The 18,031-nt window shown below is 34.5% G+C and carries 14 protein-coding genes; 6 read left to right on the top strand and 8 right to left on the bottom strand.

Features of this window, described 5'->3' with window-relative positions; all coding sequences use genetic code 11:
• Window positions 1-51: 51 nt before the first annotated feature.
• A complete protein-coding gene (gene betB, locus KA814_RS00345; RefSeq protein WP_046206625.1) occupies window positions 52-1,545 on the bottom strand; it encodes a betaine-aldehyde dehydrogenase in 1,494 nt (497 codons plus the stop codon).
• Between the two features lie 204 nt (window positions 1,546-1,749).
• Here betB and cudC point away from each other — a divergent pair, with 204 nt between their 5' ends.
• Window positions 1,750-2,304: a choline uptake/conversion transcriptional regulator CudC gene (cudC, locus tag KA814_RS00340; protein WP_046206624.1), complete on the top strand. Its 555-nt coding sequence runs from the start codon at window positions 1,750-1,752 to the stop codon at window positions 2,302-2,304.
• 201 nt (window positions 2,305-2,505) lie between these two features.
• Here the strand turns inward: cudC and KA814_RS00335 are convergent, their stop codons facing one another.
• Window positions 2,506-4,128 carry a BCCT family transporter gene (locus tag KA814_RS00335; RefSeq protein ID WP_107391367.1) on the bottom strand — a complete coding sequence of 541 codons (1,623 nt, stop codon included), beginning with the start codon at window positions 4,126-4,128 and terminating at the stop codon, window positions 2,506-2,508.
• Between the two features lie 426 nt (window positions 4,129-4,554).
• Here KA814_RS00335 and KA814_RS00330 point away from each other — a divergent pair, with 426 nt between their 5' ends.
• The 4 genes from KA814_RS00330 to KA814_RS00315 all read left to right on the top strand — a co-directional run bounded on the left by KA814_RS00330 (window position 4,555) and on the right by KA814_RS00315 (window position 8,301).
• The gene (locus KA814_RS00330) at window positions 4,555-5,010 is read left to right on the top strand and encodes a DUF805 domain-containing protein (protein ID WP_064209166.1); all 456 of its coding nucleotides are present in this window, start codon (window positions 4,555-4,557) and stop codon (window positions 5,008-5,010) included.
• Between the two features lie 155 nt (window positions 5,011-5,165).
• The gene (locus tag KA814_RS00325) at window positions 5,166-5,882 is read left to right on the top strand and encodes a class I SAM-dependent methyltransferase (RefSeq protein ID WP_064209165.1); all 717 of its coding nucleotides are present in this window, start codon (window positions 5,166-5,168) and stop codon (window positions 5,880-5,882) included.
• Between the two features lie 136 nt (window positions 5,883-6,018).
• Window positions 6,019-6,909: a fructose bisphosphate aldolase gene (locus KA814_RS00320; protein ID WP_046206621.1), complete on the top strand. Its 891-nt coding sequence runs from the start codon at window positions 6,019-6,021 to the stop codon at window positions 6,907-6,909.
• Between the two features lie 384 nt (window positions 6,910-7,293).
• Window positions 7,294-8,301, top strand: coding sequence for a PTS sugar transporter subunit IIC (locus tag KA814_RS00315; RefSeq protein ID WP_064209164.1), 1,008 nt, complete (start codon window positions 7,294-7,296; stop codon window positions 8,299-8,301).
• 105 nt (window positions 8,302-8,406) lie between these two features.
• Here KA814_RS00315 and KA814_RS00310 read toward each other — a convergent pair whose 3' ends face one another.
• The 6 genes from KA814_RS00310 to KA814_RS00285 all read right to left on the bottom strand — a co-directional run bounded on the left by KA814_RS00310 (window position 8,407) and on the right by KA814_RS00285 (window position 17,275).
• Window positions 8,407-9,792: an APC family permease gene (locus KA814_RS00310; RefSeq protein WP_064209163.1), complete on the bottom strand. Its 1,386-nt coding sequence runs from the start codon at window positions 9,790-9,792 to the stop codon at window positions 8,407-8,409.
• A gap of 143 nt (window positions 9,793-9,935) precedes the next feature.
• Window positions 9,936-11,315, bottom strand: coding sequence for an NAD-dependent succinate-semialdehyde dehydrogenase (locus KA814_RS00305; RefSeq protein WP_064209162.1), 1,380 nt, complete (start codon window positions 11,313-11,315; stop codon window positions 9,936-9,938).
• A gap of 74 nt (window positions 11,316-11,389) precedes the next feature.
• Window positions 11,390-12,712, bottom strand: a complete 1,323-nt coding sequence (gene gabT, locus KA814_RS00300) for a 4-aminobutyrate--2-oxoglutarate transaminase (protein ID WP_064209161.1) — start codon at window positions 12,710-12,712, stop codon at window positions 11,390-11,392.
• 107 nt (window positions 12,713-12,819) lie between these two features.
• A complete protein-coding gene (gabR, locus tag KA814_RS00295; RefSeq protein WP_107391369.1) occupies window positions 12,820-14,205 on the bottom strand; it encodes a MocR-like transcriptional regulator GabR in 1,386 nt (461 codons plus the stop codon).
• Window positions 14,206-14,447: 242 nt separating this feature from the next.
• Window positions 14,448-15,932: a cardiolipin synthase gene (cls, locus tag KA814_RS00290; protein WP_210122637.1), complete on the bottom strand. Its 1,485-nt coding sequence runs from the start codon at window positions 15,930-15,932 to the stop codon at window positions 14,448-14,450.
• A gap of 158 nt (window positions 15,933-16,090) precedes the next feature.
• Window positions 16,091-17,275: a CynX/NimT family MFS transporter gene (locus KA814_RS00285; RefSeq protein ID WP_064209158.1), complete on the bottom strand. Its 1,185-nt coding sequence runs from the start codon at window positions 17,273-17,275 to the stop codon at window positions 16,091-16,093.
• Between the two features lie 85 nt (window positions 17,276-17,360).
• On the opposite strand from KA814_RS00285, the gene KA814_RS00280 reads away from it, so the two are divergent.
• A complete protein-coding gene (locus KA814_RS00280) occupies window positions 17,361-17,909 on the top strand; it encodes a helix-turn-helix domain-containing protein (protein ID WP_064209157.1) in 549 nt (182 codons plus the stop codon).
• Window positions 17,910-18,031 lie beyond the last annotated feature (122 nt).

Genomic DNA, 18,031 nt, shown 5'->3' with positions numbered 1-18,031 from the left:
GCCTCCTGATATACATATTTATAAGCTTCATCGTAAATTTTGTGATTAACGTTACGCTTTACCGAACCAATTTACAGGCTCTGGATTTGTGTTACGAAGGATATGTTTCTCAACTTGGTACTCTGCTAGACCTTCTTTTCCAAGTTCTCTACCAATACCTGACTGTTTATATCCGCCCCATGGTGCTTGCGCAAAATATGGATGGAAATCATTGATCCAAACTGTGCCCATTCTCAATTGGTTAACGACACGTTCTGCTTTACCAACATCGTTAGTAAATACACCGCCAGCTAGTCCATAAATAGAATCGTTAGCTAGTGTGATTGCCTGTGCTTCTGTATCAAAACCTTCGATTGTTACTACAGGTCCAAACACTTCTTCTTGAACGATACGCATTGAAGTATCACAATCAGTAATCACTGTTGGTTCAAAGAATAAGCCGTCTTGTAAGTCCTCACGTTCTGGACGTTTACCACCGATAGCAATAGTGGCATTTTCTGATTTAGCTATTTCTATATATTTCTCTATTTTTTCTCTATGTTCTGCAGAGATTACTGGACCCATTTCAGTTTCTGGGTTAAAGCCGTCGCCCAATTTAATATTTTTAATTCTTTCAATTAACGCTTGTTCAAATTGTTTTTTTATTTTGTTATCTACTATGATTCTTGCACCAGCTGAACATACTTGACCTGCATGGAAAAAGCCACCATTTAGCGCTTGATCAACTGCAAGTTCAAAGTCTGCATCTTCGAATATAATATTAGGGTTTTTACCACCGAGTTCTAAAGCAACATTTGTTACATGATCTGCCGCTTGTTTCATGATATGTTTACCTGTTTGAATGCCGCCTGTAAATGAAACTAAATCGACATCTTTATGTGCTGATAGTGGTTCTCCAACTTCAGAACCTTTACCTAATACTAGGTTAATGACACCTTTAGGGAAGCCTACTTCTTCCATCAATTCAAACACACGGATTGTTGTTAATGGTGTAATTTCACTTGGTTTCATTACTAAAGAACAACCAGTCGCTAATGCTGGCGCAATTTTCCAAGATGCTTGAAGTAAAGGATAATTCCAAGGTGTGATTTGTGTTACAACACCTACTGGCTCTTTAACAACTTTACTTTCTGTATTCGGAATAGGAGAATCAATAATCTCTCCTCCATCTTTATCTGCTAACCCAGCGAAAAAGTTAAATACATTTGCGATATCGTCCATATCAGCATAAGATTCTTCTAATGTCTTACCTGTATCTAACGTTTCAAGTTTCGCTAATTCTTCACGGTGTTTTTCAATCATATTAGCTATTGCTCTAACTTTCTTACCTCTATTTTCACTTGTTTCATTAGCCCATGTGCCTGCTTCGAAAGCACGTCTTGCTGCTAAAATTGCACGTTCACTATCTTCCGCAGTTCCTTCTGCTACTTCTAGAATAACTGCTTGATTATATGGATTAATAATCTCTCTTGTTTGCTTATTTGAGCTTTCCACCCATGCTCCATCAATATATTGAAGACGAGATAAATGATCTACAAGTTCCATTAAAATTACCTCCGTTAAGTTTGTTAAATTTTTATTTAACGAATTTTATGAACTTTATGTTATCATAGTAGTTGAAAAAGTGTCAAATGTGTTTAAATATGATAGGGGTTTATGCATGCATCTTTTTTATATGGAAGGTAAACTATAGAAACTCACTATTTATTTTTCACTTAACGCTATAAGGACTTGAACGGAGGTGGACAATTGGTACATTCGACCAACCCTGATTATCAATTAGAGGAAGCTAAGGATATCGTTATTAATGCTATTGGCGAAACCATGGATTTGTACGGCATCAATAGAAGTGTAGGTAACTTATTTGGAACAATGCTCTTTGAAGACAGTATGACACTTGATGAAATGAGAGAACAATTACAAATGAGCAAGCCCAGCATGAGTGCTGGTGTTAAAAGATTGCAAGAATTTGATATTGTTAAGCAACAATTCACACGTGGAAGTAGAAAACAACATTTTGTCGCTGAAAAAGATTTCTTTAATTTCTTTAGTAATTTCTTTTCACGCAAATGGCGTCGTGAAATTGTTATTAATTCAGAAGGTGTTCATGATGCAGTAGCCATCCTTGATAAGATTATTGATAACAGCAAAGCAGATGAAGCTACAAAATCGGAAGCAGAGGAAGTTAAACAACAATTACTAGATACTTTACCTTATTATGAATGGCTAGATAATTTAAGCAATGCATTAGAATCTGGTGAAATATTTAAATATTTCCCAATTCCAGAAAAAAAAGAGTCATAGTCATGTTGGAAGCTTGCTTTTAACATTTTTAGTTAAAAAGCTGAGACAGTTTATAATGTCTCAGCTTTAAGTATGTGTTCATAGTGATTGAATACTATACACGCTACTCGCTTTACAAAGTAATCCGAATCACTGTCTCTATACAAAATAAGCGCACCACTATCTCACCGTAAAATAAGATAGTGGTGCGCTTGTTTTATATTACTTATCATTTTCTTTCCGTTCTCTTACTTGTGTTATACGTAACGAACGTCTTTCTACTTCCCTATATTTTTCGGCTCTATCTTCTAGTTTCAATCTATCTTCGGACAATGTCCTTAAGAATGAAATCATCATCATGACAAATATAGCCAACAGCGGGACACTAGCTAATAAAGAAGCTGTTTTCAAGACTTCTAACGCTCGTTCACCACCTACTAACATCAGTCCAAATGGTAATAGACATAATGCAAAAGCCCAGTACAATCTATTTGCTTTTAATGGCTCGCCGATGACTTTCTTTTGAGAAGCTGCAGCCAAGATATATGAACCTGAATCAAATGTAGTCGCTAAGAATAAGAATGCAGATAACAAGAATAGTACAATGATTAAATTAGGGAATGGTAATTGATGCATAACTTCTATAATAGTAGCCTCTGTACCATGCGTATTTAAGAAATGGATCACATCGAATGAACCAGTGATTTGTAAATAAACTGCATAGTTTCCAAAAATACCAAAGAACAGTGCACATCCTAACGTCCCATAAACAATTGTTCCAAGCACAATTTCTTTAAGTGTACGTCCTTTAGAAATACGCGCAATAAACAATCCTATAAATGGCGCATATACAATCCACCATGACCAATAGAAAATCGTCCATTGTTGTGGGAAATTCGTTTCTTTACGACCACCTATACCGCCAAATGGTTCAATCCATGTAGCCATTTGGAAGAAATTTTTAATCATGTTACCCATACCAGTGATGGACGTTTCCATAATAAATACAGTCGGTCCAACAATAAATACAAATCCTAGTAATACAAAAGATAAAATAACATTCGCATCACTTAAAACTTTAATTCCTTTTTTCAAACCAGAATAAGAACTATATGCGAAGACAGCTGTAATTGTGAAGAGAATAATGCTACGCATCAACATACTGTCTCCAATACCTGTTAATTTTTCTATGCCTGCAGAAATCATTGGCACACCCAGTGCTAATGAAGTAGCTGCGCCACCAAGCAGACCAAAAATAAATAGAATATCAACTATTTTTCCTATAATACCATCTGTCTGACTTCTTAAAATCGGACGCATTGTTTGACTAATTTTATAAACTGGTTTTTTCTTAATAAAAACAAGATAACCAATTGCTAGTGCTGGCAATACAAATGTGGCCCAAGCAATTGGTCCCCAATGGAACATGCCATACATAGTAGCGTAATTCAATGCACTATCCGTCATTCCTTTACCGCCATGTGGAGGATCTTGATAATAGAATGCCCATTCAATAACGCCCCAATATAAAATATCTGAAGCAATTCCGGCACAAAATAGCATAGCTGCCCAACTAAAATTATTAAATTCAGGCTTGTCTGTCGCTTTACCAAGCGTCACATTACCATATTTACCAAATGCAATATAAAGTACAAATATTAACGTTGCAAGTCCAATCAATAAATATATTGAGCCGAGTGTACTCGACACGACATCATTTAAATGCGTAATTATGTCCTGACTGGCCTTAGGAAAAACCATCATCGGAATAACTGCAATCAGTAATATCAATGAAGACCCTATAAAGGTCGTCCAATCCATTACTTTTACTCTTTCTTTTTTCACAATAGACACCCCTTATTGTTAGTAAAATATGTAAAAAATTTGCTAATCACTATAATTTTTTAGCAAAACCATTTATTAAATTACAAACATGAGCCTAACGAACTTTTAATAATAATGCAAATTGCATTCAAAAAACACAAACACAAAAGATGAATAAATATATAATATTTCTATTAGTCACAGTCTCTAAAATCGTTACAATCACAGTGTTAAGTTTAAATTTAACGAAATTAACGAACGGAACAAACTTTCTTTTTGTATTATTATGCGTTATTTATGTATTAATATTATTTTTTATATTTTTTCGAACAGTTGCTATTTTCCTTTTTCTATAGTAAATTCAACACACAATTAAGTTTCAATATACTTTATTTTTTAAAAAATAATATTGGTAATTCTCAATATTTAACAAAGGGAGTTTATATCATGTGGCATTATTATAAATTGTATTGGAAAAATGCGCTTGATTTTAAAGGGCGTGCTAGAAGAAAAGAATTGTGGTTTCCATTTTTAGTCAATATATTAATCACTATTCTATTGGCTATACTATTAGACTATATTTTCAAAATACCAACGTCGATAAGTGACGCAATTAGCGCTTTATTTACAATTATTATCTTTATTCCTGATTTTTCAGTGGCTACAAGACGCATGCATGATATTGGTCGGACGATGACTTTTCCAATTATATTTGGCGTCTTTTCCGTGTTATTTTTAATTGCCTCATTTATCCCATCTGGTGACGGCTTATTTTTCAATATTTTAGCAGTTATTTTCGGCATTAGTAGCATTATTTTCTTCATTTTAAATATTGTCGCTTTCTTTTACATGATTACCGATAGTGATAAAGTAGTTAATCAATACGGATTACCACGTAAGTAATTAGAAAAACGCACATAAAGAACGGGACAGAAATCATGCTTTACAAGCGATTCCTGTCCCGTTTTTCTTTTTGCAAAACTATTAATCCCATACTTTTCAACTAAAATAGCTTATAATTCATATATAATGTATTTATAATAAATGAGGTATTTAACATGAACAAAAATAAAATCATTAATTATTGGAATAAGCGTGCGACTTCTTTTAGCAAAGACAAGCAAGCAGAACTTAAAAGTGTGCACGCAGAAAGATGGCTATCTGAAATAAACCAAATTAAAACAATCGAACCCGGTATGAAAATCTTAGACATTGGCACAGGCGCAGGTTTTCTAGCAATTCTATGTCAACAACAAGGTGCACAAGTTACTGGTATTGACCTTTCCCCTGAAATGATTCAATCTGCTAAGCAAAATGCATTACGTTTTAATATAAATGTCAACTTTCAAGTCATGGATGCTGAACATTTACATTTTGACGATGCGTATTTTGATCTAGTCATTTCTAGAAATGTTACATGGTTATTACCAGATACAAAAGCTGCCTACCAAGAATGGTTACGCGTTTTAAAACCAAATGCTACACTCATTAATATCGATGGAGATTATGGCAACGATGCTTTTACAGATTATAGTGATATACCTAATCACCACGCGCATCATACTTTAGGAGACACGATGTTAGCAGAGAGTGAAAATATAAAGCAAAGTATTTCAATTAATCACTACGACCGCCCTCAATACGATTTAAATATCCTTAAGCAAATAAATACGAAACCCATCCATGTAGATACGACCATTCATAAACGCATTTATCAATCACATGATGAATTTTATAATCCAACACCTATATTTTTAATAGCATTAACGAAGTAATAAATGATTATGAAACATACAACATTGCTAACCATATTAAAATATGAATAATTCGTTTCACATAGAGCCTACAACTTGCGTTGACACCTAATTTTTATCATACTATATATGAATAAAAGCAAAAGGAGTGGTAAGAATGAATAAAGAACAATTTGATAAAGTGAAAAACGGCAAAGGATTCATTGCTGCATTAGACCAAAGTGGTGGCAGTACACCTAAAGCATTAAGTGACTATGGTGTAACTGAAGATCAATATAACAGTGAAGATGAAATGTTTAAACTTGTACATGATATGCGTACACGAATTGTTTCATCACCTGCATTCAGTTCAGATAAAATCATTGGTGCAATTCTTTTCGAACAAACGATGGACCGTGAGGTAGAAGGTAAACATACTGGTGACTATTTAGCTGATAAAGGTGTCGTTCCTTTCTTAAAAGTTGATAAAGGCTTAGCTGAAGAACAAAACGGCGTGCAATTAATGAAGCCAATTCCAGATTTAGATAAATTATTAAACCGTGCAAATGATCATAAAATTTTCGGTACAAAAATGCGTTCTAATATTTTAGAATTTAATAAAACTGGTATTGACCAAGTTGTACAACAACAATTCGAAATTGGAAAACAAATCATCTCTGCTGGATTGGTCCCAATTATCGAACCAGAGGTAAATATCAATGCTGATAACAAAGCAGAGATTGAATCATACTTATCAAGTGCAATATTAGCTGAGCTAAATAAATTAAATGACGATGAACTCGTAATGTTAAAATTAACAATCCCAACTAAAGCTAACCAATATCAAGAATTAATCGCACACCCTAATGTGGTTCGTGTCGTTGCTTTATCCGGTGGTTATAGTAGAGAACATGCTAACGAAGTTTTAAAACAAAACAAAGACTTAATTGCTAGTTTCTCTCGTGCATTAATCAATGACTTAAATGTCAATCAATCAGATGAAGAATTTGATAAAATTTTAGCAGATACAATCGATTCTATCTATGATGCATCAGTAAACAAAGCTTAATAACCATTCAGCAATAGCTTTATATTTCCCAGGAAACTTGACAAAAATAAAGCTTAACACACACCCTGATTTTTAATGTCAGGGTGTGTTTTTATATAACAATGTTTAAATGCAATTTGTAATAACGTCTTACACACCTCAGTCAATATTACTTATCTTGCTATACTCAATCTAACTAACGCATTTTTTTATCATAAAAAATCGAATACTGCATTTGAAATAACATGTGCTTACTGAGACTATTCCTTAATGTTTTCAATATTTTTTAGCAAGCATGTTTAATGTAAGTTTTTAAGAAATCCTTAAATAGACTAGCTATAAACCACGACAAACTATATAATTATATTAATTTGCTAATTATCAATGGTTTTAAGGGGAGGAAGTATGAAAAATTATCTACATAGATGGATCATTGAAGCGTTAAGTTATATGGCTTTAGGGTTATTTGGCTCTTTGATTATCGGATTGATTTTAGAAACGCTTGGAGAACAAACATTATTACCACAATTAAATCTGACATTTTTATCAGCAATCGGTAAAGTAGCAATGTCCATGACTGGTGCCGCTATTGGTGTGGCGATAGCTTACGGTTTAGGCGCAAAACCACTCGTTACATTTTCTAGTGTTATCGTAGGTACATTAGGTTATACAACTTTTGATGGTGGTCCAGTGGGCGCTTATATCGCTACAGTCATCGTTGTTGAACTGAGTAGATTATATGCTGGCAAAACAAAAATCGACATCATTTTATCTCCACTACTAACGATATTAATTGGTGGTTTTATTGCAAAGGCTTTTGGACCAGCATTAAATCAATTTATGACAGGCTTAGGCAAAATTATCATTGCATCCACGGATCAACAACCGTTCATCATGGGTATCTTAGTCTCTGTTATCTTTGGTTTAGCTTTAACTGCACCGATCTCAAGTGCAGCTTTAGCGTTGATGTTAGATTTGAATGGCCTCGCTGCAGGCGCAGCAACAATTGGTTGTGCATCACAAATGGTTGGTTTTGCAGTTACTGGCTATAAAGATAATGGTTGGGGTGGTGTGCTTTCTGTAGGTATTGGTACAAGTATGTTGCAAGTCCCAAATATCATTAAACATCCAATGATTTTACTACCACCTACTCTTACAAGCGCTATTGTTGCACCTATTATGACAACGTGCTTCCCTATGACAAATAATGCTGCAGGTGCTGGTATGGGCACAAGCGGCTTCATCGGTCAAATTATGACTATCAATACAATGGGTGGCTCTATACAGACTTGGTCCTTAATTCTTACTTTCCACATTTTATTGCCAGCCATTATCAGTTTCTTTCTTTATAGAATTTGTTTAAAAAAACAATGGATACGTCCTGGTGACCAACTGATTCACATTGCAAAATAGCAACGACATACAATTTAAAACAAATCCTGAGACAATTTACATGTCTCAGGATTTATTTATGTTCATCTAAATCAATGTAATGATAAATATATTTTCAATCTCACTCTACTCTTTATCCACACGTGCGTTTACAGGGACATTTGCAGTAGCTTTTCTTGTTTGTGTTACATATAAAATTGCTGCGATTGCATACCAAGCCAATACGATAAGCCATTCGGAAGGCCATGCTAACGATGATGGCATACCTGGTAAATAAATGACTATAAACAAAACGCTTAAAACAATAGCGATAGTACCAACGAGTTTTCCATTCTTTATACGATAGGGTCTAGCTAAATCAGGTTGCACTTTGCGTAACTTCATAAAAGAAATCGCTACAAGTAAATACCCTAATACCACACCAATACCACCAGCATTAACAATCCATACAAGTGCTGCTCTACCTAAAAGTGGTGCAACAAACGCTAAGATACCAAGAAACAAAATACCATGTGTAGGTGTCTTATATTTAGGATGAATAAATGCAAACCATTTAGGAATCATGTGATTTTTCGCCATAGCATACAGAATTCTACTACCACCAATAATAAAAGCATTCCAACTTGTAATAATGCCAGCTACACCACCTAATACTAGCAAGACGCCAAATCCACTATGACCAAATAAGTTAGCCATTGCATCTGCTGTCGCCAAATTACTGTTGCTTAGAGCTTTAGGTGATAAACCTGTTGCTACACCAAATACAATGAGCAAATAAAAAATCACAGAAGCGATAATTGATAATATTAAAATACCGCCAATTTTTTTCGCAGGTGCTTTAACTTCTTCTGCAATTTGTGGGATGACATCAAAGCCCACAAACAGAAATGGAATCATCATTAATACAGACATCGTTCCACCAATACCATTTTCAAATGGCTGTAAATTATTGAAATTACCATTAAATCCTGCACCAAATACAAGTAATAAGCCAACGCCTACAATAAAAATTGTGAAAACTGTTTGCATGATTGCTGCTGGCTTTACACCAAAATAATTAAGTGAAGTTAAAATGACACTTCCAATTGAGCCAATGATAACCCATGTGAAGTATACATCCCACCCCGCGATATTCCACATCAATCCTTGATGTTGAAATGGAATAACATAGTCGATCACTGTGGGCAATGCGACCGCTTCAAATGTAATAACTGAAACATAGCCAAATAATACGGACCAACCTGATATAAAGGCAACGCCTGGTGAAAAAGCTTTTTTAACAAATACAAAACCGCCGCCAGTTTCTGGAATTGCTGCAGCTAATTCTGCATATGTAAGTCCGATGACAATGACTAAAAATCCACCGAGTAAAAATGCCACAACACTTCCTACAAAACCAGCTGTTGATACCCATTCTCCTGATAATACGACCCAGCCCCATCCAAGCATTGCGCCGATTGCCAGAAATAAGACATCAACAATATTCATCGTCTTATTAAATTGAGATTTCATTTTACATACCCCATAACATTCATTGAATTAAAAGTGAATGAGCTTAAATTTTCTATATTAGTTTCAATCTAATCATCACTTTCTTGTTCGTTTAGATTCATACGTTTTGCTTTATTTACAACCAGTGCTTTCTAACTGACACTTTAAATACCTATGGATAAATATTTTGTTTCTAAATATGGCTCTATACCTTCAGTGCCACCTTCTCTGCCATAACCACTTTCTTTCAAACCACCAAATGGTGCATGAGCAGCTGAAGGACCACCATCATTCCACCCAACAACACCATACTCTAACTCATTATAAAGCTTTAATCCTGTACGATAATCATTTGTGAAGAAGTAAGAAGCTAAGCCAAATTCTGTATCGTTTGCCATTTTTATTACTTCATCTAAATCTTCATAAACCATAACCGGTGCAACTGGACCGAAAGTTTCTTCATGCATTACTTTCATATCTAAATTCACATTAGAGATAACCACTGGTTTTAGGAAATTTCCTTTTAACGCTTGTATTTCATCTACTGACCGTGATAATTTCCCACCTTTAGCTTGTGCATCTGTAATATGTGTCATCACTTTTTCAACTGCAGCTTTATCAATGAGTGGTCCTATGTTTACATCCTTTTGCAGACCATCACCAACAGAAAGTTCGTTGACTTTCTCAATCAAACGGTTTGTGTATTGATCAGCAATATCTCGATGTACAAAAATACGATTCGCGCAGATACATGTTTGCCCTGCATTTCTAAACTTAGAAGCAATCGTACCTTCTACAGCTGCTTCAATATCAGCATCTTTATGCACAATTAAAGGGGCTAAACCACCTAGCTCCATCGTTACATTTTTCACAGTTTGCGCTGACTGTTCAATCAGTGATTTTCCAACAGCAGTCGAACCAGTAAATGTCACTTTATTAATCAGTTTATGTGTGGTGAAGATATCACCTGCATCTTTACCAGACGCAATAATATAGGATATCGCATCTTTGGGTATGCCGGCTTCATGTGCTAGTGCAACTAGTTTAATGGTTGTTAAAGGTGTTTTGACAGCAGGTTTACAAATGATTGTGCATCCAGCAGCTAATGCAGGCGCCATTTTACGCGTTATCATCGCTGCCGGGAAATTCCAAGGTGTTATCGCCCCTACTACACCTACCGGAAATTTATCAATCACTATTTTCTTAGATGACGTATTTGCAGGTATCGTACGTCCATATACTCTCTTAGCCTCTTCCGCATACCATTTTACATAAGCATTCGCATATATGACTTCCCCTTTAGCTTCTGCTAAAGGTTTTCCACCTTCAAGTGTAATAAGCTTCGCAAGTTCATCCTGATGTTCATCAATGAGTTTCCCCCATTGATATAACTTTGCTGAACGTTCGTGTGCATCAACTAATTTCCATTCTTCAAATGCTGTACGTGCACGTTCAATTTGTGAATGGATTTCATCATGACTTGTGTAGTTTAAACGTTCTATAATTTCATTGGTAGAAGGATTATAAACTTCTAATTGACTCATTATTGTTCTCTCCTTTACATTTATTTTTGTTATGAGGTATGACTTAACTATACCCGTTATTTAAAAATAAAATTTTAAGCGTCCAGATGTGCTTCCGCTATACTCACTTTTTCAAATGTTTCAGACAATATTTCTAATCCTTGTTGTAATTCATCGTCTGTAATAACAAGCGGTGTTAAGAATCGTAAAACATTACCTTTAATACCAGCAGATAATAATAACAAACCATTTGCATTCGCTGTTTGAATAATTTTTCCAGTCAATGCTTTATTGGGCTGACCGGTTTGATCATCGATGATTTCACAGGCAACCATAGCACCAAGTCTACGAATGTTTGTGATAAATGAATATTGTTCTGCACTGCGATATAAGAAACTTTCAAGTTGTTTTCCAATTTGTTCTGCTTTATTGTTTAAGTCTTCTTCTTCAATGATTTCAATGACTTTTAAAGCAGCTTCACAAGCTAAGGGATTTCCAGCATATGTGCCACCTAGTTCTCCAGGAGATGCACTGTCTATAATTTCCGATTTTCCAACTACACCGCTTAATGGAAATCCTGCAGCCAATGATTTAGACACAGTTATTAAATCGGGTTCTATATCAAAATGTTCAATCGCAAATGTTTTACCTGTTCGTGCAAAACCTGTTTGAATTTCATCTGCTACAAAAATAATGTCATGCGCTTCACATATTTTTTTAACTGCTTTCACGAATTTTTTATCCGGAATAATAAATCCGCCTTCTCCTTGGACTGGTTCCATCACGATACAAGCTACTTCACTAGGATCTACAGTCTCTATGAAAAAATCATGTAACTTATCAATCATTTGATCAATATAGGCTGCTTCAGATAAGTATTCGGATTTTTCTGAAATATTAGGGTATGGCGCTTGGTAAACCTCTGGTGCAAATGGGCCAAATCCAAGTTTATAAGGCCTTACTTTACTTGTCATAGACATTGTTAAATTTGTACGTCCATGAAAACCTCTTACAAAGGAAACAACTGATTGCCTTCCAGTGTGTTTCCTAGCAATTTTCACTGCATTCTCTACAGCTTCTGCACCTGAATTAAGTAAAATCACTTTTTTATCAAAATCACCAGGTGTAATCTCTGTTAATTTTTGAGCTAAGTTGAGATAGCTTTTATACATAATGACATTGAAGCCAGGATGTATAAAGTTGTCTAGTTGTTCTTTTAAATGTTTGGTTATCTTAGGGTGTGTGTGTCCAACGTTTAATGTACCAATTGCTCCCGCAAAATCTATGAAACGTTCACCTTCTATATCTGTGATCGTAGCACCTTGTGCATGATCTGCAACATGCAGATTACCATTCCCAACACCACGTGCTACATACTTATCACGTTGTCTCTTATAGCTTTCAAATTGATTTGTCATCAATAACCCCTCCTCTTTGCTTCTACATAAGACCTGTAGTTTTCTAAAATTTAAGGGATTATTGGTACAGTGTAAAGTACCAGTTATGACAATTTAATGGAACCAGATTATTCCCAAATGACTTCTTTTAATCTCTGTACTGCCTGAGGAATCTGCTCTTGCTTGATTTTTGAAAATCCTATAATCAGTGTTTTATATGAACTATTTTTTTCAAGCGCTTTCACAGAAAATCGATTTAGTGTATAAAGCTCAAGTTTCATTTCTTTAGCTCTTGATTCAATTTCTTGGTAGGAAAAGGGTGTGATAACTTCTACAATAAAATGTAAACCTGCTCGCGTATCTTTGATTCGAATATTATTTGTAAAGGTATTGGATAGATGTGTGATGAGTGTTTCTCGTTTCTTTCCATATATTTGATGCATCTTTTTCACGTATTTTTCATAGTAGCCTTCTTTGATCATTAAATTTAATGTAAGTGCGTGAATCGTTGAAAAGTCAGGAATCATATTTAAATTATAGTGATCAAATTGTTTTACTAAATTAATTGGCAAAATCATATAACTCATGCGCAATCCCGGCATTAGCGTTTTCGAAAAAGTACCTAAGTATATCACGCGTTCATTTTTATCAAAACTAAACAGTGAGGGGATATTATCAGTTTCATATTTAAACTCACTATCATAGTCATCTTCTATGATGTAACTTTGTGTTTGACTTGCCCAGTTCAAAAGATCAATACGACGCGACACAGGCATGATGATTCCCATTGGAAATTGATGCGATGGTGTCACTATCGTAGCATCAGGTTGAGCTTGTTTAATTGCTTCAATAGATATCCCCTTATGGTCTAAAGCAATCGGTTTTAACTGTGCAGTTGTTTGACGGATTAGTGTTCTAAACCTTGAGTACCCTGGATTTTCCACTGCGATCTTGATTTCATCTGGTAATAATTGAATCAATTTGGTTAACAGTATATTAGTGCCTGATCCAATGACAATTTGTTCCGGATGACATTGGATACCTCTTTGATAAGACACTAATTTGGCAATCGATTGTCTTAATTCTATTGGTCCTTTAATTTGAGGTATTGAAGATAATTCATGATCATAATTTTCAAATACACGTTTAACGAGTTTAGTCCATACCTCTACTGGAAACGCTGATATATCGGTACTCATATGAGAAAATGAATAATCGTATGCATCTTCAATTTGCTGTTCTTGAACATTCAAAGATATTTGTGCATTTGGATCAATGATCAATTTTTCTAATGGCTCAATAAAATAACCCTTCCGCTCTTCAGTATAAATATATCCCTCAGCCAGTAGCTGTTCATATGCTGCTTTTACACTATTCACACTAATATTTAAATGTTGTGACATATCTCTTTTGGAAGGTAACTTTTCATGACTTTCATATTTGAATGCGAGAATATCTTCTTTTAATTGGCTATATAATTGACGATAAATGAATTGACCGCTTTCCCGTTGCATTCAATCCCCCCTTTTTTCACATCATCTGTTCTCCAGTTTTCTCATATCACTCATTATAATGAAAATGAGGACGGTATAGAAATCAAAACGTAAATTTGATTCCATGTCACCGTCCTCATCAGACCAATCTTATGGTTGGAAAATTATAATATGTTATTGGAACTCCAGTGGCACCACGATCGATAGTTGCATTGATAAATACATACAGTCTTAGAACTTGCCACTTCAATATGCTTTATATTTTATAGAATTGGTGACGCTAATTTAGCGATCGATTGTTTGAACTTAATCCAATTTGATCGCTGTTCATAGCGTTCTTCTGTTAATTCCTTAGATACTTTCATATCTTCTATAAATGCTGCTTTAAGTTCTTTGACAATGTTTGCATCATACATAAATGCATTAATTTCAAAATTTAATTCAAAACTACGTATGTCCATATTTGATGAGCCTACACTTGCTACTTCATCATCAATAATCATCATTTTTGAATGAATAAATCCATTTTCATACGTATAAACTTTGACACCATCTCTAATCAACTGCGCGACACTTGTAATTGTGGCCCAATATACAAAAATATGGTCTGGTTTATTAGGAATAATTAACCGCACGTCTACCCCAGCTTTTGCAGCTATACGCAATGCATTGATATAACCTTTATCTGGTATAAAATACGGACTGTGCATATAAATTGATTCTTTAGCGTTCATGATCATTTTCATATAGCCAAACTCTATCTGATGCCAGTTATCACTTGGGGCACCAAGTGCAATTTGCATCGGCACATCTCCACCTTGATTTGCATTGTCTGGGAAATACTTATCATTATATTCCAATTGTTCACGGTGTGATTGAGAATTCCAATCGTGGATAAAACTGAGCTGTAACGCGTCAACGCCATCACCTTTAACTCTTAAATGTGTGTCACGCCAATAGCCAAATTTTTCATCTAAACCTAAATATTCATCACCAATATTAAATCCACCCACATAACCAGTCATACCATCAATCACTAAAATTTTACGGTGATTTCTATTGTTTAGTCTGAAATTTATTAATGGAATTTTAGCTTGGAAGAAAGCCTCTACTTGTCCACCAGCTTCTTGGAAGTTTTTGAATTTTGATTTATGTACCGTTTTAGATCCTACTGCATCATAAAGTATTTTAACTTCCAATCCTTCTTCAGCCTTTTGTTGCAAAATATCGACAATTTCAGAGCCCAACTTATCTAATTTCAAAACATAATACTCTAAATGAATATACGATTTCGCATTGCGTAAATCTTCTTTCATTTGGTCAAATAGCGCATGACCATCAGTATAAATGTCGACATTATTATCGTAACTTAAAAATGTTGGTTCTTTCGTTAGCAATGTATTTACAATATCTGCATGTTTTTTAACTAATTGGTTATCTGAATGATTAATCTTGTTGGTAGCATCTGATAACTGTGTTTTCATTCGTTCTTTCATGTCATCTATCTGATTATGGTGAAAGCCTTGTTCACGTTTTTTTCGCACTGCTCGACCAAAGAATATATAAATAATAAAGCCTAAAATAGGTACTACAAATAGTAGAAATAACCATGCCCAAGTTGCTGTAGCATCTCTGCGATCTCTATCTAAGAATACAATAATAAAGGCAAGTGCTATATTAATAACAAAGAAAAACGCAAGTATACCTCGATAAATCGGGCTTACACTTGGATCAAAAATAAGTTGCATAATGACACCTCATCGTTTCTTTTAGATTTTAATGAAGACTACATAAGTCATCTATGTGACTATTAATGTAGCTCAACTTATCAAATCCAATTAATTTTAAAACTCATAGAAAAACAAAGCATGTTGTAAAATATCGTACAATATTTGAATGATACTGTCTATTGTTCTATTGTTTTTTCTATTGTTCGATTACGCCCTGCTTGTGAGCCGAATAATGTGATTAATAGTGCAGTGATTAATAAAATACTTAATGAACCGATCCATTGACCTGTAATATCGTGTAATATACCAAATAATAAAGGACCTATAGCTGCAAAAAGATAACCCACAGATTGAGCCATACCAGATAACTTTGCTGACGTTTGACTATGTTCTGTTCTTAAACTAAAGAATGTATTAACAAGTCCAAACGCTAAGCCACTTGCAACACCAATTAAAATCGTAGCAATTAAAGCAAGTTGTGGTGAAAATAACATTATTGAAACACCCACCACAAAACATAAACCAGTGATAAAAGTTAATAAAAACTGTGATTTCATTTTGGTAGCAAATATAGGTGTAATAAATGTTAATGGGATGATGGAGATTTGCATAATTGATAAATACATCCCGGCTTCACTGATAGACATACCACTTTGAGATAAATATGCTGGCAGCCAATTGATTAGAGAATAAAAAATAAGTGACTGTCCGCCCATCAATATCGTTATTTGCCATGATAATGGCGACTTCCAAACATTGACACTCTCTTTTGGTAATGAGGCCGTTGTTTCTTCCTTATGCTTCAATTGAAACGCCCATATTATAATGGTAATCAATGTAATGACACCAATCGCACTAATAGCAATATTATAATTAAATGCTTTGACGACTGGCGCCGTTCCATATGATGATAATCCTCCAAACACGTTCATAACGACAGTATAATAGCCTGTCATCACACCTATATGTAATGGGAATTTCGCTTTGATCACTGCTGGTGCAAGTACATTACCAAAACCTATACCGACACCGATAAGAATGGTACCTATATATAACCACGAAACACCTGTGATAGAACGTACGATTACACCAATCAGTATTAGCCATAAAGCCACAAAAATTGTACGCTCTAATCCAAAGCGATAACTGGTTTTTGCTGCAAATAGCGAAATAATTGCGAATGCAATCAACGGGACGACTGTAATTACACTAACTGCACTGTTAGACATCGTCAAATCATTTTTTATATCAGGCAACGCAACTCCGATTGAAGTAATTGGCGCCCTTAGATTTGCACCCACTAATAAGACACCGATAAATAAAAGCCAATTAAACGGTTTTACTTTTCTATAATTTTCCATTTTGCTCACCTTACATCATAAATTTTCTAAACAACATTACATATGGTACAATATGTACGTTATAATGTAAATAGGAGCGATTCACGTGTATCATATTCAAAATATTATTGCCAAAAATTTAGCAACTTATCGTAATAAACATCAGCTTAGTTTAGATAAAATGGCTAACCTAACTGGCGTTAGCAAAAACATGTTAAGTCAAATTGAAAAAGGCGCATCTAATCCAACAATTACAACATTATGGAAGATTGCCAATGGACTTCATTTACCTCTGTCACAACTGACCTCAACAAGACAGGAACATATAAACTTCGTGGATGAATCTGACATTATTCCTATTGTTGAAGATAAAGTTAAAATCTTTCCATATTTTCCTTACGATGATAGAAAGCACTTTGAAATGTTTAAAATGGAAATTCAACCAGGTGGTAAAATGATTTCTGATCCACATCATATACAATCTGAAGAGTTTATTATTGTTAACTCAGGCACTTTAAATATTGAAGTCGAACAAACGTCTTATACAATTAGCAGTAACCAAGCTTTTCGTTTTAATAGTGATGTAGCTCATGGTTACTATAACCCAAATAATGAAGTTGTTATACTTACCGCCACAATACATTATCAAGTATAATAGCAATCGTAGTAAATTTGCGCTCAACATTATTTAATAATCTCACTGCGATAAACAAAAAATAAATAAAAACCATCATCAAAATGGTCATTAACCTTCTTAAAAATAACGCCAAATGAATA

This window comes from Staphylococcus sp. GDY8P196P, assembly GCF_017891705.1.
Lineage (GTDB): Bacteria > Bacillota > Bacilli > Staphylococcales > Staphylococcaceae > Staphylococcus > Staphylococcus ureilyticus.
Note: the sequence above shows the minus strand (reverse complement) of the source record. Positions and strands in the feature narration are given on the sequence as shown.

What these genes read in the sequence shown, in the direction of transcription:
- KA814_RS00305 (WP_064209162.1), bottom strand. Translation starts at nt 11,315, where the DNA reads ATGAGTCAATTAGAAGTTTATAATCCTTCTACCAATGAAATTATAGAA.
- KA814_RS00285 (WP_064209158.1), bottom strand. Translation starts at nt 17,275, where the DNA reads ATGGAAAATTATAGAAAAGTAAAACCGTTTAATTGGCTTTTATTTATC.
- KA814_RS00315 (WP_064209164.1), top strand. Translation starts at nt 7,294, where the DNA reads ATGAAAAATTATCTACATAGATGGATCATTGAAGCGTTAAGTTATATG.
- cls (WP_210122637.1), bottom strand. Translation starts at nt 15,932, where the DNA reads ATGCAACTTATTTTTGATCCAAGTGTAAGCCCGATTTATCGAGGTATA.
- KA814_RS00310 (WP_064209163.1), bottom strand. Translation starts at nt 9,792, where the DNA reads ATGAAATCTCAATTTAATAAGACGATGAATATTGTTGATGTCTTATTT.
- KA814_RS00330 (WP_064209166.1), top strand. Translation starts at nt 4,555, where the DNA reads ATGTGGCATTATTATAAATTGTATTGGAAAAATGCGCTTGATTTTAAA.
- KA814_RS00325 (WP_064209165.1), top strand. Translation starts at nt 5,166, where the DNA reads ATGAACAAAAATAAAATCATTAATTATTGGAATAAGCGTGCGACTTCT.
- KA814_RS00320 (WP_046206621.1), top strand. Translation starts at nt 6,019, where the DNA reads ATGAATAAAGAACAATTTGATAAAGTGAAAAACGGCAAAGGATTCATT.
- gabR (WP_107391369.1), bottom strand. Translation starts at nt 14,205, where the DNA reads ATGCAACGGGAAAGCGGTCAATTCATTTATCGTCAATTATATAGCCAA.
- gabT (WP_064209161.1), bottom strand. Translation starts at nt 12,712, where the DNA reads ATGACAAATCAATTTGAAAGCTATAAGAGACAACGTGATAAGTATGTA.
- betB (WP_046206625.1), bottom strand. Translation starts at nt 1,545, where the DNA reads ATGGAACTTGTAGATCATTTATCTCGTCTTCAATATATTGATGGAGCA.